This window comes from Aeromonas sp. s1(2024), assembly GCF_040908005.1.
GTDB lineage: Bacteria > Pseudomonadota > Gammaproteobacteria > Enterobacterales > Aeromonadaceae > Aeromonas > Aeromonas caviae.
The window spans coordinates 31,974-53,921 of sequence record NZ_JBFOCW010000092.1; the positions used below are offsets into that span (position 1 = coordinate 31,974).

Annotated in this window: 17 protein-coding genes; 11 read left to right on the forward strand and 6 right to left on the reverse strand. The window is 63.0% G+C overall.

The genetic code is table 11. From position 1 onward, the window contains the following. Nucleotides 1-32 precede the first annotated feature (32 nt). Nucleotides 33-797, reverse strand: coding sequence for a helix-turn-helix transcriptional regulator (locus tag AB5Y70_RS21290; protein WP_010675913.1), 765 nt, complete (start codon nt 795-797; stop codon nt 33-35). A gap of 443 nt (nt 798-1,240) precedes the next feature. Next, complete coding sequence (locus AB5Y70_RS21295) at nt 1,241-2,155, reverse strand: LysR family transcriptional regulator (RefSeq protein ID WP_010675912.1); 915 nt, start codon at nt 2,153-2,155, stop codon at nt 1,241-1,243. A 257-nt stretch (nt 2,156-2,412) separates the two neighbouring features. On the opposite strand from AB5Y70_RS21295, the gene AB5Y70_RS21300 reads away from it, so the two are divergent. The 8 genes from AB5Y70_RS21300 (at nt 2,413) to AB5Y70_RS21335 (ending at nt 14,442) form a co-directional block, all read left to right on the forward strand. Continuing rightward, complete coding sequence (locus AB5Y70_RS21300; RefSeq protein ID WP_041211883.1) at nt 2,413-2,745, forward strand: hypothetical protein; 333 nt, start codon at nt 2,413-2,415, stop codon at nt 2,743-2,745. A 30-nt stretch (nt 2,746-2,775) separates the two neighbouring features. Next, entirely contained in the window at nt 2,776-3,462 is a 687-nt protein-coding gene (locus tag AB5Y70_RS21305; RefSeq protein WP_049636436.1) for a pirin family protein, read from the forward strand. 83 nt (nt 3,463-3,545) lie between these two features. Continuing rightward, complete coding sequence (locus AB5Y70_RS21310; RefSeq protein WP_010675909.1) at nt 3,546-3,938, forward strand: DoxX family protein; 393 nt, start codon at nt 3,546-3,548, stop codon at nt 3,936-3,938. A 232-nt stretch (nt 3,939-4,170) separates the two neighbouring features. Then, nucleotides 4,171-7,527: an exodeoxyribonuclease V subunit gamma gene (recC, locus tag AB5Y70_RS21315; RefSeq protein WP_368176139.1), complete on the forward strand. Its 3,357-nt coding sequence runs from the start codon at nt 4,171-4,173 to the stop codon at nt 7,525-7,527. After that, a complete protein-coding gene (gene recB / locus AB5Y70_RS21320) occupies nt 7,527-11,141 on the forward strand; it encodes an exodeoxyribonuclease V subunit beta (protein ID WP_043154972.1) in 3,615 nt (1,204 codons plus the stop codon). Before recC ends, recB begins: the two co-directional genes overlap by 1 nt. Nucleotides 11,142-11,149: 8 nt before the next feature. Continuing rightward, the gene (gene recD / locus AB5Y70_RS21325) at nt 11,150-13,204 is read left to right on the forward strand and encodes an exodeoxyribonuclease V subunit alpha (protein WP_043154970.1); all 2,055 of its coding nucleotides are present in this window, start codon (nt 11,150-11,152) and stop codon (nt 13,202-13,204) included. Between the two features lie 32 nt (nt 13,205-13,236). Further along, nucleotides 13,237-13,761, forward strand: coding sequence for a biosynthetic peptidoglycan transglycosylase (locus AB5Y70_RS21330; RefSeq protein WP_158657413.1), 525 nt, complete (start codon nt 13,237-13,239; stop codon nt 13,759-13,761). Next, complete coding sequence (locus tag AB5Y70_RS21335) at nt 13,762-14,442, forward strand: hypothetical protein (RefSeq protein ID WP_081000991.1); 681 nt, start codon at nt 13,762-13,764, stop codon at nt 14,440-14,442. A gap of 321 nt (nt 14,443-14,763) precedes the next feature. On the opposite strand, the gene AB5Y70_RS21340 is transcribed toward AB5Y70_RS21335, so the two are convergent. Then, a complete protein-coding gene (locus AB5Y70_RS21340; protein WP_043154968.1) occupies nt 14,764-15,162 on the reverse strand; it encodes a VOC family protein in 399 nt (132 codons plus the stop codon). Nucleotides 15,163-15,237: 75 nt separating this feature from the next. Here AB5Y70_RS21340 and AB5Y70_RS21345 point away from each other — a divergent pair, with 75 nt between their 5' ends. Continuing rightward, the gene (locus AB5Y70_RS21345; RefSeq protein ID WP_049636324.1) at nt 15,238-16,152 is read left to right on the forward strand and encodes a helix-turn-helix transcriptional regulator; all 915 of its coding nucleotides are present in this window, start codon (nt 15,238-15,240) and stop codon (nt 16,150-16,152) included. Between the two features lie 59 nt (nt 16,153-16,211). Here the strand turns inward: AB5Y70_RS21345 and AB5Y70_RS21350 are convergent, their stop codons facing one another. Then, the gene (locus tag AB5Y70_RS21350) at nt 16,212-17,453 is read right to left on the reverse strand and encodes an ammonium transporter (protein WP_042864817.1); all 1,242 of its coding nucleotides are present in this window, start codon (nt 17,451-17,453) and stop codon (nt 16,212-16,214) included. Nucleotides 17,454-17,478: 25 nt separating this feature from the next. Further along, nucleotides 17,479-17,817: a P-II family nitrogen regulator gene (glnK, locus tag AB5Y70_RS21355; protein ID WP_010675904.1), complete on the reverse strand. Its 339-nt coding sequence runs from the start codon at nt 17,815-17,817 to the stop codon at nt 17,479-17,481. A 386-nt stretch (nt 17,818-18,203) separates the two neighbouring features. On the opposite strand from glnK, the gene AB5Y70_RS21360 reads away from it, so the two are divergent. Both AB5Y70_RS21360 and AB5Y70_RS21365 read left to right on the forward strand, forming a co-directional pair. After that, entirely contained in the window at nt 18,204-19,205 is a 1,002-nt protein-coding gene (locus AB5Y70_RS21360; RefSeq protein ID WP_043154967.1) for a sensor domain-containing diguanylate cyclase, read from the forward strand. A 130-nt stretch (nt 19,206-19,335) separates the two neighbouring features. Beyond that, nucleotides 19,336-19,749: a hypothetical protein gene (locus AB5Y70_RS21365; protein WP_010675902.1), complete on the forward strand. Its 414-nt coding sequence runs from the start codon at nt 19,336-19,338 to the stop codon at nt 19,747-19,749. A 62-nt stretch (nt 19,750-19,811) separates the two neighbouring features. Here AB5Y70_RS21365 and AB5Y70_RS21370 read toward each other — a convergent pair whose 3' ends face one another. Further along, entirely contained in the window at nt 19,812-21,806 is a 1,995-nt protein-coding gene (locus AB5Y70_RS21370) for a methyl-accepting chemotaxis protein (RefSeq protein WP_043154966.1), read from the reverse strand. Nucleotides 21,807-21,948: the final 142 nt, after the last annotated feature.

The following is a 21,948-nucleotide window of genomic DNA, read 5'->3' on the forward strand; positions in this document are numbered from 1 at the left end:
TGACATGGCGGATCCCGCAGGATCCACCGGGATCAGTTGTCGATGTTGGGGATCAGATCGTCGAAGCTCTGGTAGCCGCAGTCCGCCAGTTGCAGGGACATGGTGTAGGTCTTGCTGCCCTCCCGCTGGCCGATGGCGGGGCGGTTGAGCTTGAGCTCCTGATGCCAGTACTCCTTCATGCGATCGATCAGCGCCATGGCCTCGCTTTCCCCCAGATGGAGCTGGCACAGCGCCATGTAGTTGTTGGGCCTGTGCATGTTCTCCACCAGATAGTCCCCCAGCACCGACATGGCCTGGCGCGCCTGCTGGCGGGCGAAGCGGCTGTGCTGCTCGAAGCTGATGCGCTCGCTGATGAGGAAGTGGTAGCTGTTGTCGATGCCAAGCTGCAGGATGCCGAGCTTCTCCAGCTTGCGCAGATAGAGGTAGCAGGAGGCATCGGTCAGGCCGTACTCCCGCTTGAGATCGATAAGGGTCTTGTCGCGCCAGAAGATGTTGGCGAGGAAGGCATAGAGCCCCGGCTCCTTGTGAAACGCCTCGTCCTGCTCCTGGGTAAAGACGGCCCGGCGGCTCTGGGCATCCTGGGTCCGGTCCAGCAGCTCTTCGAAGGAGAGTCCCACCAGATGGCAGATCTCCAGCAGAGTGTCGAACGGCAGGGAGGGCTTGTTCATCATGCGCTTCACGGTGGCGATGGAAACCCCCATGGCTTCTGCCAGGGTCTGATAGCGGATCCCCTTGTCGGTCAGGGTTTTCTTCAGGGTGTCGAGGATGTGATTGGCCAGTGTCTGGCTGTAGGTCATGCAACTATTCCTTTATCTGCATTTTTAGTCGTGTCAGAAATTGAGTGGTTTGTCTGTATCGGGCTCAAATTTTGACACCTAGAAAAACCAGAGGAGGGTAACCCGGTGATAATGGCGGAAATGGCCTGACCAGTTGTGGTGCAAGGTGGCAGAAAATGACACTCGGTGGTGCATATCCTTCAACCTTTCAACATTTTGCTGGTGATGCATATTACATCGCACATAATTCAACACGAATCGGATTCAATACCTTCCTGGTTGAGAAAACGATTGTTTGCTTCCAATTTAAGGGTTTTTTTAACCGCAAGGTTTTATTCTTTCCTGGCATTGAGCGGAACTCGCAAGAGGTCCGCTTTTTTTCTTTTCTCCGAATCTGAGCCCGTCGTCAAGAATGGGGCGCAGTTTTGGTACTTCCTGCGCCACCGACCCCGGAAGGCAGTCCTTTATTCCCCCTGACCGGCAAACAGCTTGGGGATCTCCCGCACCAGCCAGCTCTTGGCCTTGCCCATGGTGTCTCGCCGCCAGGCCAGCACGACCTGGATCTGGTGGCGATATTCGGGACTGATCACCTTGAGTCTGCCCGCCTTGATGTCCTCTTCAATCCAGCGTTGCGGCATGGTGCCGATGCCGAGCCCCGCCAGCAGGGCGTCCCGCTTCTCCCCCATGGTGCTGACGGTCAGGCGCGGCTGCTTGTCGAGCAGGCGGTAGGTGAGCACCGGCTTGCGCAGCGCCGTGTCGGCCACCGCGATGGCGCGATAGCGGCGCAGGGTCTCGTCCGCCAGGGGCTCGGGTTCCTGATGCAGGGGGTGATCGGGGTGGGCGACGTAGAGCATCACCTCCTCCCTGAGCACCTGGTGCTTGATGCCGGTCATGGCGATATCGGCATTGAGGGAGGAGATGAGCAGGTCGGCGCGACCATCCTCCAGGCACTCCCAACTGCCCGCCAGCACCTCGGCGCGAAACCTCAGCCGGGTATCGGTCTGTTCTGCCAGCCGATCCACCAGGGGGTAGAGAGCCTGTACCGGCATCAAGGCATCGACGGCGATGGTGATGTCGGTCTCCCAGCCACGGGAGAGGGCCCGGGTCTCCCCCACCAGGTGCTCGGCCGCCTCCAGCAGCACCCGGCCCCGCTCCAGCAGCATGCGGCCCGCCGGGGTGAACTTGGTCCTGTGGCCGCTGCGGTCGAACAGCATGGCGTCCAGCTCGTCTTCCAGCTTTTGTACCGTGTAGCTCAGCGCCGAAGGCACCTTGCCCAACTCGTCGGCCGCCGCCGCGAAGCTGCCACGACGGTCGATGGCGTCCAGCACCCGGATCGCCTCCAGGGTCAACGCCCGCTCCTTGTTCGATTCCTTGGCCATATCAAACCTTCAATTTTTTTGAATGTGTTTACCAGATTATCTCGCTAACAACTTAGGGGAAGTCACTTTAATATTCAATCAACGCTTAGGCAGGAACGCCTGGCAGCCAAATAAAAGGTAGTTCCGGGCTGAGACATCCCCAAACACGATGTCTGATGTCAGCAAAAGAACAACATAGTATTTGAATGATCTCTTGCATGGATGCATTGATTCGGGCCCAAGGGGCCTTGGCAATGACATAAAACCCAAGAGAGTGAATGAACATGAAAAACGTAATCAAGATGCTGGCCGTTGCAGGCCTGATGACCGCAGGTGCCGCCCAGGCTTCCGTTCCCGCTGACTTCAATGCCGCCCCGGGCGTGCTGTTCGTCAACTGGAGCGCCACCGCCGCGATGGACGGCAAGGCCAACCCCATGCTGGAGGTGCGCGACGAGTCCGGTGATCTGCTGGCTTCCGTCCACGCCAACCTGATGGGCACCCAGCAGGTCGCCATCCCGAGCCGTACCCAGGGCAAGCTGACGGTGAGCCTGGGCAACGAAAGCAGCAGCTACCGCATCCCCTTCGGTCTGGGTGACGGTCGCCAGCGTTAATGAACCAACTTGGTCAGTGAGGAGCACACCATGATGAAATTGAGAGCCGCAGAAGCACGGGGCAAGGCCAACTTTGGCTGGCTGGATGCCCGTCACAGCTTCTCCTTCGGTCACTACTATGACCCGGAATGGATGGGACACTCTGCCCTGCGGGTCATCAATCAGGATCGGGTGGCGCCGGGTGGCGGTTTCGCGACCCACCCTCACGCCAACATGGAGATCCTCACCTGCGTGCTGCAAGGCACCATAGAGCACAAGGACAGCCTCGGCCACGCCGAGCAGATCCCGGCGGGGGATTTCCAGCTGATGAGCGCAGGGTCCGGCATCCGGCACAGCGAGTACAACCCCTCGCAGACCGAGCCGCTCTCCCTGTTGCAAATCTGGATCGAGCCGAATGAACACGGCACGACCCCGGGTTATCAGCAGAAGAAGATTGAAAACAAGCCCGGGATGACGCTGGTGGCGTCACCGGACGGCGAGGCGGGATCCTTCAGGATCCGCCAGCAGGCCCGCGTATGGCGGCTGCAGCTTGCCGAAGGGGAGACCCTCGAGTGGGCATTGCAAGGGCGTCATGGTTACCTGCACATGATTTCAGGGGAGCTGACCGGCAACGGTCTGGCTGCCCGACCCGGCGACGGGCTGCTCAGCCGCGACGAGTCGAGCTGGGTGCTCATCGCCTCCAGGGGGAGTGAAGCCCTGCTGTTTGACCTGCCTTGATAGAAAAATCTTGGCGAAATGAATGAGTTAACAATTAGCTTTTACACTGTAAATACCATGATGGTAAGCAAAGGAATATGACGATGGACAAGATGAAAGATGTGGCACTGCTGGTGGGTCGTGTACTGCTGGCGCTGATGTTCGTGATGGCTGGCTGGGGCAAGATCGGCGGTTACGCCGGTACCCAGGGTTACATGGAAGCCATGGGCGTGCCCGGGTTCATGCTGCCCCTGGTGATCCTGCTGGAGCTGGGTGGCGGTCTTGCCATCATGCTGGGCCTGTTTACCCGCAGCCTCTCCGTGCTGCTGGCCGGTTTCACCCTGATGGCCGCCTTCATCTTCCACTATCAGCCTGCCGAGCAGATGCAGATGCTGATGTTCATGAAGAACGTCTCCGTGGCCGGTGGTTTCCTGGCCCTGGCGGCGGCCGGTGCAGGGGCTTTCAGCCTGGATGCCCGCCTCGGCAAGCACTGGTAATACCCTGACGTTTCAAGTTTTCCAACGCCTTTTGGCCGGTGCCCCGCACCGGCTTTTTTGTGCCCGCTTCCCGGGGATGTCATCGGTGTGACGGCGCGCAGTCCGGACGCCACAAGTGCCTTTTGCATCTTATCCCCCGATCCCTGACAATCCCGATTCGCGTGCCGTGACGGGAATGCCAGAGAGTGTCCCCCCGCGCACCCCCTCTTCATGAAATTGGCGGGAGTCGTCCATGTTTACCCTCTACCACTCCAATCAGCTGGATCTGCTCAAGGAGCTGCTGGTGAGCCGCATCCGGCAGGCTCCGCTCTCCCACCCCTTCGATCGGGAGCAGATCCTGGTGCAGAGTCCCGGCATGGCCCAGTGGCTCAAGCTGGAGCTGGCCAAGGCGTTCGGCATCGCCGCCAACATCGACTTTCCCCTGCCCGCGAGTTTCATCTGGGAGATGTTCACCCGGGTGCTGGCGGACGTGCCGCGCCAGAGCCCCTACAACAAGGGGGCCATGAGCTGGCACCTGATGACCATTCTGCCCACTCTGCTCGGCAGACCCGCCTTTGCGCCCCTCGCGGCCTATCTGGGGGGCAGTGACGGGGCGGTGCCGGAGCAGGTGCGGCTCTGGCAGCTCTGCCAGAAGGTGGCGGATCTGTTCGACCAGTATCTGGTCTACCGGCCGGACTGGATCGCCCGCTGGGAAGAGGGGGAAGGATTGAGCCAGGAGCTGGCCGGAGTGAGCGGTCAGGATTGGCAGCCCGAGCTCTGGCGCGAGCTGGTGGCCCGCACCCTGGCCCTCAGCCCCAGCGGCTACCACCGCGCCAACCTCTACGAGGCCTTCATCCACGAGCTGGAGCGCACCCGGGATCTGCCGGGCAGGCTGCCGCAACGGGTCTTCGTGTTCGGCATCTCGGCCCTGCCGCCCCGCTATGTGGAGGCCCTGCTGGCCCTCGGCAGCCGCCCCGAGGTGGAGGTACACCTGTTTGTGACCAACCCCTGCCGCTACTACTGGGGGGATTTGCTCGATCGCAAGACCCTGGCGCGCCTCGAAAACAAGCTCAAGCCCGGCACGGATCTCGAGACCCTGCAGGGCCCTGCCAATCCGCTGCTCGCCTCCATGGGCAAGCTGGGGCGCGACTACCTGCACCAGCTGATGGAGCTGGAGGTGCCGCAGATCGAGGCCTTCGTCGACATCGAGGATCGCGACGATGAGGGCAAGGTCACCTTGCTGCGGGCCATCCAGAAAGACGTGCTGGAGCTGGCGGAACGGGGGGCTGGCGAGTTCAGTCTCGATGCCAGCCATCACAAGAGCCCTGTCAGCCTGGATGACGGCACCCTGCAGATCCACGCCTGCCACGGCCCCATGCGGGAGCTCGAGGTGCTGCACGACCGGCTGCTGGCCCTGTTCGAGCAGGATCCCACCCTCACCCCCAAAGACGTGGTGGTGATGATGCCGGACGTCAACAGCTACGGCCCCTACATCCAGGCCGTCTTTGGCAAGGAGGGCGGCAAGGGGCGGGGCGGGGCCCGCGGCCAGATCCCCTTTGCGATCTCCGATCGGGCGGCGAGCCAGGAGAGCCCGCTGCTGCAAAGTTTCCTCGCCCTGCTCAGGCTGCCGAACGCCCGCTTCGGGGCGGGGGAGCTGCTCGCCATCCTGGAGGTGCCCGCCGTGCTGCGCCGCTTCGAGCTGGACGACGACGAGTTCAACGTGCTGCGACGCTGGGTGCAGGAGACCGGCATCCGCTGGGGGCTGGATGACGACTATCCCGAGCGCTTCGCGCTGCCGCGTCTGTCCGGCAACAGTTGGCTGTTCGGCCTGAGGCGCATGCTGCTGGGCTTTGCCATGGGGGACGGGGAGCCGGTGGCGGGGATCCTGCCCTATGCGGACATCGAGGGGCAGCAGGGGCTGATCCTCGGCAAGCTCGCCTGGTTCGTCGACTCCCTGGCGGAGTTTCTGCCCCGGCTGCAACAGGCACAGCCGCTGGCCGAATGGCACGCCTGCCTGCTGGCGCTGCTGGAGTGCTTCTATCTCGCCGACGAGGATGAAGAGCGCCAGCTCCAGCTCATTCGCAGCCAGCTCACCGACTGGCAGGCCCAGCTCGGCGAGGCCCGCTTCGAGCAGGCCATCAGTGCCGACCTCTTGCAGGACTACCTCGGCAGCGTGCTGGGGGAGTCCCGCTCCAGCCAGCGCTTCCTCGCCGGTCAGGTCAACTTCTGCACCCTGATGCCGATGCGCTCCATTCCCTTCCGCCAGGTCTGCCTGCTCGGCATGAACGACGGCGTCTACCCGCGCACCCTGCCCCCCATGGGCTTCGATCTGATGGCGGTGGCCTCGCGGCGCGGGGACCGATCCCGCCGGGATGACGACCGCTACCTCTTCCTCGAGGCGCTCCTCAGTGCCCAGCAGGGGCTCTACATCAGCTATCAGGGGTTCAGCGCCCAGGACAACAGCGAGAAGGTGCCCTCCGTGTTGCTGGCGGAGCTCATCGACTACGTGCGCCAGGGCTTCGTGCTGGCGGGGGATGAAGATCTCGACGATGACACCTCGGGCCAGCGGCTGCTCGAACACCTTATCGTGGCGCACCCCCTCACCCCCTACAGCCCGGCCTACTTTTACCCCGAACCCGGCTCCGGTCTCTTCACCTATGCCGCCGACTGGCTGCCGGCACTGAGCCCGGAGCGGGGGGCCGCCAACTTCCAGAGCGGCGATCTGCCCCTGCCCGCGGAGTGGGGCAGGGAGCAGGGGCTGGAGCTGGCGGAGCTGCTGCGCTTCTATCGCCAGCCCGCCAGGTACTTCCTCAACCGCCGCCTCAAGGTGTGGTTCGAGCTGGAGGAGGCGACCATCGAAGACAGCGAGCCCTTCGAGCTGGACGGCCTGCAGCACTATCAGCTCAAGGCGCTGCTGCTGGATGCCCATCTGACCGAAGGGGAGAGCGAGGCCCGTCGCCACCGGCTGCAACTCTCCGGCCTGTTACCGCAAGGGTGGTTCGGCAGCCTGCTGCTGGAGGAGATCGACGGCGAGATGGGCAAGCTGGCGGCGCGGCTGCGCCCCTGGACGGGGGACAAACAGGCGGTGGAGATCGACATCGCCCTGGCCCAGGGGCAGCTTCAGGGCTGGATAGACACCCAGAAGGGACGAGCGCTGGTGGTCAAACCCGGCAGCTTCAACGGCAAGGATCTGCTGCTGGCCTGGATCCAGCACCTTTGCCTCTCATTGAGCAGCGCCCCCGGCGACACCCTGCTGTTCGATGCCAAACAGAGTCTGCGGCTGCCAAGGCTTGCGGCGGACGAGGCGCGGCCCAGGTTGGCGGCCCTGGTGGCCCTCTGGACCCAGGGGATGAAGCGGCCGCTGCCGTTCTTCCCGAGCACCGCCTGGGAGTGGCTCAAGGGGATCGAGAAGGATCCGGCAAAGCCGGAGGAGGCCGACAAGGCGGCACTTGCCCGCTTCAACGGCGGCTACATGGTGACGGGAGAGGGGCAGGACGTCTATGTCGCCCGCTGCTTCCCGGAACTCGATGACGAGGTGCTGGCCCAGTTGCAGGGGCTGGCCCGTGAACACCTGACCCCGCTCCATCAGGCGCTGGAGGAGTTGCAATAATGGCTAACCCGCTCAATCCCCTGCGTTTTCCCCTCTATGGCGAGCGGCTGATCGAGGCCTCCGCCGGGACCGGCAAGACCTATACCATCGCGGGCCTCTATCTGCGCCTCTTGCTGGGCCACGGCCCGGTTATCGAACAAGCAGGCGAGGAGGGGGGAGACGCCGGTCAGCCCTGTGCCCACGAGCGGCCCCTGTCGGTGACCGAGATCCTGGTGGTGACCTTTACCGAGGCGGCCACCGCCGAACTGAGGGGGCGGATCCGCGCCCGCATCCACGAGGCGCGCCTCGCCTTTATGCGCGGCCACAGCACGGATACCCTGCTGGCCCAACTGCTGGCGGAGGTGGAGGATCACGACCTGGCGGCCTGTCGCCTGCTGGCCGCCGAGCGGCAGATGGACGAGGCGGCGGTCTTCACCATCCACGGCTTCTGCCAGCGGATGCTCAGGCAGAATGCCTTCGAGTCGGGCGCCCTCTTTGAAACCGAATTTTTGACCGACGACAGCCGGCTCCGGCTGCAGGCGGTGAGTGACTACTGGCGCGCCGAGTTCTATCCGGTGGATCAGCCCCTGGCCCGGGCGGTGCGAAGGCTCTGGCCGAGCCCCGCTGCCCTGCTGCGGGAGATGGGGAGCTGGCTCGACAACGACGAGCTGGAGATCCGCCCGGTGGCGGGGGACGAGACCCTGGCGGCGCGGCACAGCGTCGCCATGGCCCGCATCGGGGCAGTGAAAGCCGGGTGGCTGGCGCAGACGGACGAGATCCGCCGCCAGACCGAGGGGCAGATCAGCCGTTACACCGGCAAGAACTACGAGGGCTGGCTTGCCAAGATTGGCGACTGGGCGCAGGACGAGACCAGCGGCTACGTCCTCCCCAAGGAGCTGGAGCGCTTCGGCCAGCAGGCGCTGGAGGAGAACCTCAAGAAGGGGGGAGCGGTGCCCACCCTGCCGCTCTTTGGCGAGATAGACGCCCTGCTGGCGAGCCGACCCGGCATCCGGGATCTCGTCTTGCAGCGGGCGGCCAGGGTGGTGCGCAGCCGAATGCAGGAGAGCAAGCGCCAGGCCCATCAGCTCTCCTTCGACGATCTGCTGCGGGATCTCGACGGGGCGCTCGGCTCGGGCCTGGGGGAGCGGCTGTGCGAGCGCATCCGCGCCACCTACCGGGTCGCCATGATCGATGAATTCCAGGATACCGACCCCCAGCAGTACCGCATCTTCCATCGCCTTTACGGCGGTCACCAGGACACGGCGCTCCTGATGATCGGCGACCCTAAGCAGGCCATCTACGGCTTTCGTGGCGCGGACATCTTTACCTACATCCAGGCGCGGCGAAATGTGAGCGCCCACTACACACTGGGGCGCAACTGGCGCTCAAGCCGCGCCCTGGTGGCGGCGGTCAACGGCCTGTTCGAGCGGGCGAAGGATCCCTTCATCTACGAGGCGGACATCCCCTTCCTGCCGGTGGAGGCGCAGGGCAAGAGCCGGGCACTGCTGATCGAGGGGCAGAGCGTCCCCGTGCTGCACTGCTGGCAGCTCACCGGTCAGCCCACCTTCAACAAGGGGGAGTACCAGAGCAGGATGGCCCGCGCCACGGCGGCGGAGATCCATCGCCTGCTCACGCTGGCCCGGGAGGGCAAGGCGATGCTCGGCAGCGAGCCGGTCAGGGCCGGGGATATCGCCGTGCTGGTGCGCACCGGCGCCGAGGGCAAGCTGGTGCAACAGGAGCTGGCGCGCCTTGCCATCGCCTCCGTCTATCTGTCGAACCGCGAGAGCGTGCTGGCCCAGGTGGAGGCGCGGGAGATCCTGCTGATCCTGCACGCCTGCCAGAACCCGAGCGATGAGCGAAGCCTTAGGGCAGCGCTCGCCACCGGCCTGTTCGATCTCGATGCCAGGGCCCTGGACGCGCTGGCCTCGGACGAGCGGGCCTGGGAAAGCGCGGTGCAGGAGTTCATGGGATACCGCGCGGTCTGGCATCGCCACGGGGTGCTGGCCATGCTGCGGGCCCTGATGCACGGGCGCAACCTCGCCGCCTCCCTGCTGGCGAGCCCCTACGGGGAGCGGCGGCTGACCAACTTCCTCCATCTCGGCGAGCTGCTGCAACAGGCGAGCGGCGAGCTGGACGGGGAGTACGCCCTGCTGCGCTGGCTCGGGGAGGCGGTGAGCCAGCCCAACGGCCAGGACGGGGAGCAGATACTTCGCCTGGAGTCCGAGCGCAAGCTGGTGCAGATCGTCACCATCCACAAATCCAAGGGGCTGGAGTACCCGCTGGTCTTCCTGCCGTTCATTTGCAGCCACCGCGCCGCCGACACCCCCCTGTTCCACGAAGCGGGGGAGGCGGGCAATCGCACCGTGCTCGATCTCACCGGTGCCGAGGCGTCCCTGGCCGAGGCCGACAAGGAGCGCCTCGCCGAAGACTTGCGCCTGCTCTACGTGGCCCTGACCCGGGGGGTCTATGCCACCTGGCTCGGGCTGGCGCCGGTGCGCTCCGGGGCGGGCAAGTCGGAGAAGACCGACCTGCACCGCACCGCCATCGGCTACCTGCTGCAAAAGGGGGAGGAGGGGGACGCCGGGACACTGGCGACCGCCCTCACCGACCTGGCCCAGGCCCTGCCGGGGGTGGCCGTCGGTGAGCCCTCGCTAACCCGCCCGGCCCCGCTGCCCGCCGAAGCGGAGACGCCGGGGGAGCCCACCGTGCGCGCGTTCCAGGGGCAGCTTGAGCGGGACTGGTGGATCAGCTCCTACTCCGGGCTCGCGGCCCAGGGCAACGGCCACGGCAAGGGGGTGCTGGCCAACCCCGGCTTCGACGACGAGGTGGCCACCGAGGCCGCCGTCACCGTGCAGGAAGAGGAGGCGCCCGCCCCTTCCATCTTCACCTTCCCCAAGGGGGCGCGTCCCGGCACCCTGCTCCACAGCCTGTTCGAGACCATCGACTTCGAGCACGCGGGGGGCGAGTCGCTGGCACAGCACATCGCCGCCCTGCTGACCCAGGAGGGGTTCGACGAAGGCTGGGCCCCCGTGCTGCAACAGCAGGTGGAGGCGGTGCTGGATACCTCCCTTGAGACCGGCCTTGGGGATCCGGTGCGGCTGCGGGATCTGGCCCCCGAGCGCAAACAGGTGGAGCTGGAGTTCTTCCTGCCCATGGGGCGGGTGACGGCACCGGCGCTGACCGCACTCTGCCAGCTGCACGACCCCCTGTCGCGGGGGGGCAAGCCGCTCGGTTTTGCCACCGTGCAGGGGATGCTCAAGGGCTTTATCGACCTGGTGTTCGAGTGGCAGGGGCGCTGGTATCTGCTCGACTACAAATCGAACCACCTTGGCATGAGCCCCGCCGATTACGGCCGCCCGGCCCTGGAGCGGGCCATGCGCGAGCATCGCTACGATCTGCAATACCAGCTCTATTCGCTGGCCCTGCACCGGCTGCTCGCCTTGCGGCTGCCGGGCTACGATTTCGACCGGCATTTTGGCGGGGTCTTCTATCTCTTCCTGCGCGGCATGCCCCAGGGGGGCATTTTCCATGCCAGGCCCAGCCGGGAACTGGTGCTGGGGCTGGACGAGTTGTTTAGTAAAGGTGTGACATCTGACGATCATCGTTTAGAGAAATCGAACAAGGCAGAGGCATGAGGGGCGAGATGAAGGGCGAAACCATGATAGAGCGGCTGAAAGCCTTGGCGCTGGCGGGGCGCATCCGCCAGCTTGACCTGCAATTTGCCAGGCTGGTGGCCGACCTTGGCGGCAGCCCTGAGCTGGTGCTGGGGGCCGCGCTCGCCTGCCATGAGCTGGGGCGCGGCCATGTCTGCCTGCCGCTGGCGATGCTCGCTCAGGGCGGTGACGGGCAGGGATCCTCGCGTCCCTTCGGGCTGGATCCGGATCAGAGCCGGGATCTGCTGGCGGATCTCGCGGATCCTGCAAGCTGGCCCGCCCTCTTTGCGGCCAGCCCCCTGGTGGGGAGCGAACAGGAGGAGGGGGAGACCCCCCGCTGGCCCCTGCGACTCTGGGGGGATCGCCTCTACCTCACCCGCTACCACGACTTTGAGCTGGGGGTGGCCCGCCACCTTAGCGCCTTGAGTGAACGGGCCGAATGGCCGGAGATTGCCCCGGCCCTGTCACGCCTCTTTGCCCGCGACTACGGCCTGGTGTTCGGGGCCCTGCTCAAGGCCCGCCTCGCACCGGATTTCTCCGTCCGCCACTTTGTGGAGAAGTACCTGGATCTGGTCTTCCCCCATGAGGTGGAGTGGCCCGCCGTGGAGACCCTGCTAAAAAGCGCCCAGGCGGCCAGCGAGCTGGAGCGGCTGGATACCCTGGTGCCCGAGGCGCTCTGCTGCAACGGCCAGAAGCTGGCGGCGGCCATGGCGGCGGCGCGCCCCTTCGCGGTCATCTCCGGCGGCCCCGGCACCGGCAAGACCACTACGGTGGCCAAGCTCCTCGCCATCCTGGTGGAGACCGGCCTGCAAGGGGGCAAGGCCCCGGCGATCCGGCTGGTGGCCCCCACCGGCAAGGCGGCGGCGCGTCTGACCGAGAGTATCGGCGCTGCCCTGCAGGCCCTGGATCTGCCCCCCGAGTGGGTACAGGCCATCCCCACGGAGGCGGGTACCCTGCACCGGCTGCTCGGGGTGATCCCCGGGCGCAGCCAGTTCCGCCATCACAGAGGCAACCCGCTGCACCTGGACTTGCTGGTGGTGGACGAGGCCTCCATGGTGGACCTGCCCATGATGGCGCGCCTGCTGGACGCGCTGCCCCGCCACGCCCGCCTCATCCTGCTCGGCGACAAGGATCAGCTCGCCTCGGTGGAGGCGGGGGCCGTGCTCGGGGATATCTGCAGCTTTATCGAACAGGGCATCAGCCCCGCGCAGGCGGATTGGCTCTCCCGCCAGACCGGCTATCGCCTGCAAGGCACGCCAGCGGGGGCCAGTGTGCGCGACAGCCTCTGTTTGCTCTCCAAGAGCTGGCGCTTTGACCAGCATTCGGGCATCGGCCAGTTGGCGCGGGCCTGCAACAGCGGCGACGGGGCGGCGGTGGAGGCGGTCTGGGGCGCAGGATTTGGCGACATCCGCCTGCACCCCTGGGCGGGGGAGGCCTACAACGCCTTGATTGCCGAGGGCGTGGCCGGTTATGGCAGCTACCTCAAGGCGGCCCGGGCCGGCGAGGATCCGGCGGCGGTGTTCAAGGCGTTCAACGGCTTCCAGATCCTCTGCGCCCTGCGGGACGGCCCCTTCGGGGTGACGGGGCTCAACGAGCGGCTCGAACTGGCCCTCGCCAAGGCAGGGCTGATCGCCCGCGACGGCGACTGGTATGCGGGCCGCCCGGTGATGGTGGTGCGCAACGACCACGGGGTCGGCCTCTACAACGGCGACATGGGGCTCTGTCTGCCCGATGACACCGGCCGCCTCAAGGTGTGGTTCGAGCAGCCGGACGGCACCCTGCGGGCGCTTTTGCCAAGCCGCTTGCCCCCCCACGAGACCGTCTACGCCATGACCATTCACAAATCCCAGGGCTCGGAGTTTGCCCATACCGTGCTGGTGCTGCCCGACAGCCCCAGCCCGCTGCTGACCCGCGAGCTGGTCTATACCGGCATCACCCGCGCCAAGGCGCGCCTCGATCTCTACGGCGATCGCGCCCTGCTGGCACAGGCGGTTCGGAAAAAGACCGAGCGTTATTCCGGATTGGCGGAGAGGTTGTTAGATTGAACATGAAATATATATTTTCGAAAGAGTGGAAGTTGATAGAGAAAGCAATGGCGGATGAATGCTGTCTCGAACTCCCTCGTTTGCTAAAAAATACGCTGGTGGTAGGAGAGGATCATCGTTTTTGGAATCATTCTGGAGTTGATTATTTTTCTTTATTAAGAGCCATCGTTAAAACTGGTTTTTTTAAAAATAGAGAGGGTGGCTCTACAATTGCGATGCAATTAGTTAGAGTTATTACATCTAACTATCAAGTTACATTAAAAAGAAAAGTGATTGAGATTTTGCTAGCAAAGAAAATTACACGCATCTACGGTAGAGAGAAAATATTGAGCAAGTATCTTCAGTTGGCTTATTTTGGCTGGAACATGCATGGCATTATTGATGCGTCTACCAAGTTAAAAATAGACATTGGAAACATGAGCCTTGTTGATGCGGCTGATTTGATTGCCAGATTAAAGTATCCTCAGTCTAGATTCCAGAATCCAATACAAGATGCAAAGATAAAGCGAAGATCTTTTTATATTGTGAATAATTCCCTTAACAATAATGGTGTTTAAATGGAACCATTCAAAAACCCACCAACATTAAAAAATATCGTTGGCACATACCCTGATGCAGCACATATAGCTGAGGCTGTTATGTCTGGAGGTCAGTTTGCTAAACAAGCTATCGCTACTCAGTGGCTTTCTGAAGGCGTTCCTTATGCGTTTAAAGATGCGCCCCTTATATATGAGTCTGTGAGATTATGGTTAAGTATTCAGCTGGATGTTGAGCCAAAGAGTATTAATATTACTGGAAGTGCTAGGTTAGGACAGTCGCTATCACCCAAGCAACTTGGTAAAAAGTTTGGTTTACACTCTGATTTGGACTTTTTTATAGTCAGTGAGAGTCTTTTCTCAAGAATAAAAGATGAGTTTAAACAATGGTATGCAGATTACTATAGCGAGGTCGTGAAACCAAGGAATGACAATGAAGCTGGTTTTTGGAGGGACAATGCAATTAGGGGGGAGCGCAATCTTGCTCGAGGGTTTATTGATGCAAAGATAATACCAAACCTAGAACCATATAGATGGACACGAGAGATTTCCCAAACCCTGTGGTTACTATCTAAACGTCTAGAGGTGACAACAGGTGCTCCTCAGGTAAAAAATATGAGTATAAGGTGTTATAAAACATGGAATGATTTTATAACTCAAACATTTTTAAATGTGGACTACAGTAGTCATCAAGGACAATAGTTGAAATATCGTATGTTGGGTTTCTCAGGCTCATCACCAACCTACCGATTGTGTAGGTTGTGGTTGAGCGTAGCGAAGCCCAACGTTTACCGCGTAATCTCTTTTTCCTTCCCCTTATCCCCGACCCTTCTCCTCCTTTTTTAATAAACGGGAGAAGGGAGCTATGCCGTTACCTTCGTCCGATTACGCTTCGCTAATCGAACCTACGTGGCTGACTACTTTTACGTCAATTGAATCGCCATGGCTGGCGATTATATCCCCGGTGCCGCTTTATCCCCTCTCCCGTTGGGAGAGGGCAGGGTGAGGGGATCATTCAGGTAATTAGATAGTCAGCTCCAGCCGATTGCCTTCGGGATCGAGGAAGGTGCTCTCGTAATAGCCATCGCCGGTCCAGCGGGGGCCGTCCAGGTGTTTCACCTCGGCGCCCTTGAGCAGCTTGAGGCGGGCTGTCATCTGGTCCACCGCATCCACGCTGCCGAGGGAGAAGGCGAGGTGGGCCAACCCCTGCAACGGGTGCGGCAGATGGAGATCCGCCGGGAACAGGATGGGGCTGTGCATCAGCTCCAGGCTGGCGCCCCCTTCGAAACGCACGAAGTAAGAGCTGAATTGTTTGCTCGGATTGTGGTAGCGCTCATTGGCCTGCCCGCCAAACCGGGAGCAGTAGAATGCCTTGAGTGCCTCCAGATCTTGCGCCCAGATGGCGACGTGATGGATATGCATGGCTGGTCTCCTGTGACTTGATGCCCTTGATGCTATGCTGGGGCCTGTCCCTTCGACATGGCTGAGCCCGTCCTGATGATGTCTGAAACTGCCAACACCGAGATTATCGATGTCTCCCCCGACTGCCGCGAGCAGATCTGCTGTGACAGCTTGCTGCCGGCTCTTGCGCAGGAGCAGGTGTGGCTGGCGGGCTATTCCCGTCTCAAGACCCGCTACCACATCGCGCGCCGCTTTGCCGATATGCACTGTTTTCTGCTGACCCTGGGCGGCGAGGGGGAGGTGCTGATCGGCGATCGCCTCGAGCGGCTGCCGGTCGGGGAGTGGGCCCTGATCCCGGCCGGGGAGCCGCTCTGCTACCAGCTTAGTGAGCAGTTGAGTGAGCAGCTTAATGAGACGTTGAACCCGCAGGTGAATAAGGGTGGTGAGTGGGAGCTGGTGTGGCTGCTGTTGCACAAGGATTCCCCCTGGGATGCCTTCGCCAGCCACCCCCGGCTCGGCTGTACCTCCCAGCAGGCCACCGTGCTGCGCACGATCGAGAACCTCTATGCGGAGCAGGAGCGCCATCAGGACCCGCTGCTCAGCGCGCTGCTGGTGGAGCAGCTCGGTTTCTACCTGCGCCGCCTGTTGCAAAAGGGAGAGGGACAGAGCCGCGGCGAGCGGCTGGCGCTGCGCCTCGAATTACTGCTCAAAGAGGCGCTGACCGAGCCTTGGGACATAGCCCGCATGGCCGGCGCCCTGCACTTCTCCGAGCGTCAGCTCCATCGACTCTGTCAGCAGCATTTCGCGCTGGCGCCCATGGCGCTGCTGCAACGGTTGCGGTTGCAGCGGGCGGCGCTCTTGCTGGCGAGCCGGGCCGACCCGGTGAAGCAGTTGGCCGAGCAGTGCGGCTTCAAGAACGAATACCACTTCTCCACCGCCTTCAAGCGCCAGCATGGGCTGGCGCCCAGTCACTATCGCCGGTTGCATCACCCCGCCTTCAAGGGGCGCTGAGGGCGCCCAAAAAAACGGGGCCCGAGGTGTCCCCCGGGCCCCGCAAGCAGATGGCGTGCTTAGATGCTGGATTTGACGCTGACGAACTCGGGGTAGGCATCGATGCCGCACTCGTGGACATCCACACCCATCATCTCTTCCTCTTCGCTGACCCGCAGGCCCATGGTGGCCTTGAGCAGGCTCCAGACCACGAGGGAGACGACAAAGACCCATCCGAAGATGGTGGCAGCACCCAGCAACTGGGCACCGAAGGTGGCGCTCGTGTTGGAGAAGGGCACCACCATCAGGCCGAACAGGCCGCAGACGCCGTGTACCGAGATGGCACCGACCGGATCATCGATCTTCAGGCGATCGAAGGCGACGATGGCGTAGACCACCAGGGCACCGGCCAGGGCGCCGATCAGGCTGGCGAACAGCGGGCTGGGGGAGGCCGGGTCGGCGGTGATGGCGACCAGACCGCCGAGGGCGCCGTTGAGGATCATGGTGAGATCCGCCTTGCCCCAGGTGAGCTTGCTGACCAGCAGGGCGCCGACCACACCGGCGGCCGCGGCGGCGTTGGTGTTGACGAACACGGTGCCGATGGCGGTGGCGTCAGCGGCGCTGGAGAGCGCCAGTTGGGAGCCACCGTTGAAGCCGAACCAGCCCATCCAGAGGATCAGGGTGCCCAGGGTCGCGAGCGGCAGGTTGGAGCCGGGGATGGGGTAGATCTCCCCTTGCTTGCCATATTTGCCGCGACGGGGGCCGAGCAGCAGCACGGCGGCCAGGGCAGCGGCAGCGCCCGCCATGTGGACGATGCCGGAGCCTGCGAAGTCGGAGAAGCCCGCCTCTTTCAGGAAGCCACCGCCCCAGCTCCAGTAGCCTTCCACGGGGTAGATGAAGCCGGTCATCACCACGCAGAACAGCAGGAAGGACCAGAGCTTCATCCGCTCTGCCACCGCACCTGAGATGATGGAGGTGGCGGTGGCGACGAACACCACCTGGAAGAAGAAGTCGGAGTGCAGGGAGTGGCCCGCGTCGTCCGCCTGGCTGCCCATCAGGCTGCCAAAGCTCGGCAGCCAGCCGCCGGCGCTGTTGTCCACGTACATGATGTTGTAGCCGACCAGCAGGAACATGATGCAGGCGATGGCATAGAGCAGGATGTTCTTGGTCAGGATCTCGGTGGTGTTCTTGGCGCGGACCAGGCCGGCTTCGAGCATGGCGAACCCGGCGGCCATCCACATGACCAGCACGCCGGAGATCAGCAGGTAGAAGGTGTCGAGTGCATAGCGCAGCTCGCTGACGGATGTGATCAACTCTTCCATGTCGTATTCCTCAGTTCCAGTCGTATCAAAGGGCGTCTGCGTCGGTCTCGCCGGTGCGGATGCGCACGGCGGCCTGCAGGTCATAAACGAAGATCTTGCCGTCACCTATCTTGCCGGTGTGGGCGGCCTTGCTGATGGCTTCGATGATCTGCTCGACGTTGTCGGCCAGGGTGGCGATCTCCAGCTTTACCTTGGGCAGGAAATCCACCTGGTATTCGGCACCCCGGTACAGCTCGGTGTGCCCCTTCTGGCGGCCAAACCCCTTGACCTCGGAAACCGTCAGCCCCTCGACGCCGAGGTTGGCGATGGCTTCGCGCACGTCGTCGAGTTTGAACGGCTTGATGATGGCGGTGATTAATTTCATGCAATATCCCCAATCCTTGTGGTTCACCCAGATAAAGGCAAATATTGCGCCAGAAAAGTATTTTTCTTTTTATTCATACACTTACTTATTAATCGCAGCCCTGGTCAGCGAGGCTTGCCCAATATGGGCAGGGCTGCGCCAAAGGTGTGCACCGCCGTGGTGCAATCTGGCCGGCAGAAGAACGGAAGGGAGCGTGACGGCGCGCAAGACTCGAAAGTGTGCGGGCTGCTACTGTTGTTCAACAAGAGAGCAACCTGGCCGATAACCAGTCATGACGGGGTGTCGAGGCCAGTCGCCCCCTTGAAGGCTCGACCGGCAGGCCCGGTTTTCCCGCCAGGTCAACAAGCGGATCCGTGGCGCCGAGTAGCAGAACAAGGAAGGTTTTCATGCTGCATGACAATGAGATGACAAGGCAACCGGCCCTCGACGAGGCCGTGATGAGCGGCATGCTGGAGGTCGTGAGCGACGGTCTCTGGGACTGGAATGCCAACACCGGCTATGTCCATCGCTATCCCGGCTGGTATCAGATGCTGGGGTATGAGCCACACTCCCTCGACAACACCGTCTTCACCTGGGAGAACCTGATCCACCCGGACGATCTGGCGCAGGTCATGGAGAGCTTCGATGCCTGCCTGAGCGGGCGGGCGGCGGACTACCGGGCCGAATACCGCTGCCGTTGCCGTAACGGTGACTACCTCTGGGTGGCGGATTGCGGCCGCATCGTCACACGCAACCCGGACGGCAGTGTCGCCAGGATGGTGGGGGCACACCGCAACATCCACGCCCAGCGGGAACTCTACGCCAGGCTGGAGCTGCAAAACCGCACCCTGGAGCAGCAGGTGGCGCAGCGTACCGCCGAACTGGAGCGGCTCAACCAGGCATTGCAGTTCCAGGTGGAGGAGAACCGCCGCCTGGCGGAGACGGACTCCCTGACCGGCGCGGCCAGCCGCTATCGGCTGGAGCAGGCGGTGCGGCTGGAGCATGAGCGCGCCAAGCGCTTCAAGGAGCCCTTTGCCGTGATCGCCATGGACGTGGACGACTTCAAGCAGATCAACGATCGCCATGGCCACGGGGTGGGGGACCAGACCCTGATCGATATCGTGCAGCTGACCCGGGGCTGCATCCGCGAGATCGATCTGCTGGCCCGCTGGGGGGGTGACGAGTTCATGCTGGTGCTTCCCAATACCCGGTTGCCCGACGCCCGGGTGGTGGCCGAAAAACTGAGGCAGCGCCTGAGCCATGCCAGGGTCAAGGGGATCGAGCCCGTGACCTTGAGTTTCGGGTTGGTGGAGTCCGACCCCGACGAGCAGGTGTCCCACCTGATGGCGCGGGTCGACAGGGCGCTCTACCGGGCCAAGCTGGCGGGCAAGGACCAGCTCAGCGGCTGACAAGGGCACTGGTCGGAGCCGCTACGGGGCTGTTCCCCCCCGAATACGGCTTGACCAAGGGATTTTCTTGACTCCAATTCATCCCGCTGGTTTCATGCGCGCTCTTTTCATTCTTGCGAGATGTATCTTCATGAAAAAGTCCTTGCTGATTGCCCTGACCGCCCTGCCTCTGGTTGCCCACGCCGGCCTGATGGATTCCCTGACCGACACCGTGACCAGCAGCGTCACCAGCACCGCCAAAGAGATGGCTGGCAACGCCATGGACACTGCTTCCAACGAAGCGATCAAGAAGGCCCTGGACATCAAGGAAGGCGGCTCCAACAAGCAGGCCATCAAGGACAAGCTGGGCGCCCCGGCCAGCACCAAGACCGACGCCGGTCTGGAAGTGTGGACCTATGACCTGGACGCACTGAACAAGGCCTCCCCGCTGCTGGCCGAGACTACCAAGTCCCTGCTGAAAGACTCCGAAGTGGCCCAGAAGAACGTGGTCATCAAGTTCGAAGGCGAGACCGTGAAGACCCTGAACCTGGCCAACAAGGCCTGAGTCCTGGCAAAGTGAATGAAAAAGGGGCCCGCGGGCCCCTTTTTGCTGCCTGGTGTTCAGGCTCACACCTTGAAGCGGTGCACCAGTGCCAGCAACTGGCGGTTGGACCCCAGCAGGGTGGCGGCGCTCTGCTCCGTGTTGCCGCCGTTCTCCACCAGGAGGTTCAGCATGTCGCGAATGCTTACCATGTTGCGGTTGATCTCCTCGGTCACCCGGCTCTGCTCCTCGGCAGCGGTGGCGATCTGGCTGCTGAGATCGTGGATCTGCACTACGGCGTCGGCCATGGTGTCGAGGCCGCCGGTGACCTGCCCCGTGGTGTCGGCCGCCGCCTGGCAACTGCGCTTGGTCTGCTCCATGGCGACCACTGCCTCGGCGACCCCCTGGGTGAGCCGTGACAACATGCTGCCCACTTCGGCGGTGCTGTTCTGGGTGCGTGCCGCGAGGGCACGCACCTCGTCGGCCACTACCGCGAAGCCCCGGCCCTGTTCACCGGCCCGGGCCGCCTCGATGGCGGCGTTGAGCGCCAGCAGGTTGGTCTGGGCGGCGATGCCGCCGATCACCCCGAGCACGCTGCCGATCTGCTGGGCATCTTCCTGCATCTCCAGCACCTTGGCGGCGGCGAGATCCACCTCGTCGATGAGGGCCACCACGCTGGCGGAGGCCGATCCCACCACCTTGCGGGAGCTGGCCGCCTGACCGTTGGCGGCCTCGGTGAAGCTGGCGGAGTCGTTGGCGTGGCGGGCAACGCTGTCGGCGGTGGAGCTGAGTTCGTTGAGGGCGGTGACGACCTGATCGGTTTCGCTGGCGTGTTCTCCCAGGATCCGCCTGGCCTGCCCGGTCTGCTGATCGAGCTGGGCCAGCTCGCGGGTGATGAGGTCGGTAGCGGCGGTCACCTGCACCATCATTTGTTGCAGGAAGGCGATGAAGCGGTTGACCGACAGGGCGATGTTGTCCAGCTCGTCATGCCCTTTGACCTCGATGCGGGCGGTCAGATCGGCGTCGCCGGCGCTGAGGGCGTCGATGTTGAGTTTGAGAGTCTGCAGGCGGCTGCCAAGCTGGCTGATGGCCAGCACCATGAGCACGAACAGCAGCCCCGCCAGGGGGAGCTGGATGCTCGCCAGGGTGGCGAGCACATCCCGGCTGTCCTGGGTCAGGGTGCGGGTCGGCAGGGCGGTGGCCAGCAGCCAGGGGGTCCCTTCGATGGCCTCCATCAGCAGGGTCTGTTCCTCACCCTGATCCTGGAAGGTGGTGCGCAGCTGCCCCTTGCTCGCATCCTGGCCCAGCAGGCCGCTGATGGCGAGGGCGAAGGGATAGTCGGCGTGGGCGGAGAGGTTGCCGAGCACCACATCCCCGGTCAGACGGGCGTTGCGGCTCAGGATCTTGCCGTCAGCCTCGATGATCATCACCTGACCGCCGATCTCCTGCTCTTTCTTGGCCACCAGGTCGTTGAAGAAGCCCAGGGTGACGTCTATGGTCGACACCCCGTAGAGGGCGCCATCCTGGTAGATCCCCATGGCGCAGTTGGTTCTCGGCTGCTGGCTCGCGCCATCCTTGTAGGCGGCGGCCCAGGCACAGACGCCACGGGGCGCCTGCTGGCCAGCCTTGTGCCAGGGCTGATCGAAATAGTTGGGCGCCTCTGCCGAGTTCCAGTAGGTGTTGGGAATGAGGGCGTTGGACGCATCCCTGTGGAAGAAGGTGCTGAACTTGGCGCGCCCCGCCTCCCGCTTGTCCGGCAGGGGCCAGATGCCGCCACCGAAGACCATGCCGTTGCCGTACTGGTCGATGAGGGCCGGGAGCTGGGCATCTATCTGCTCGCTCGGCAGTTGTGCCACCAGTTGGGTAATGCTGCGCGACTGGGTCTGCACCCCGTTGAGCTGGTCACGGATATCGGTCGCTATCTCGCCGACTCGCAGCGCCACGTTCTCCTCCCCCGCTTTTTGCAGGGCGGGGGTGATCCAGATCTGGATGCCGATCACCGTCAGGGCGCACACCAGCGCCATGAAGCCCAGAAAAACGGCGGTATAGCGCCCCTTGATTGTGCCCAGATTCCATCCCATAACGACTCCTGTCCACTGTGCCCGGGATCGTGCCCGCGTCTGTTGTGTGAGGGACCATTATGATTTATTTCGAAAGTGAAACGTTTGTTATCGCTCACATAACATGATGCGGCCAGGCAGGAAAAGGTGAAAAAACTGGGGG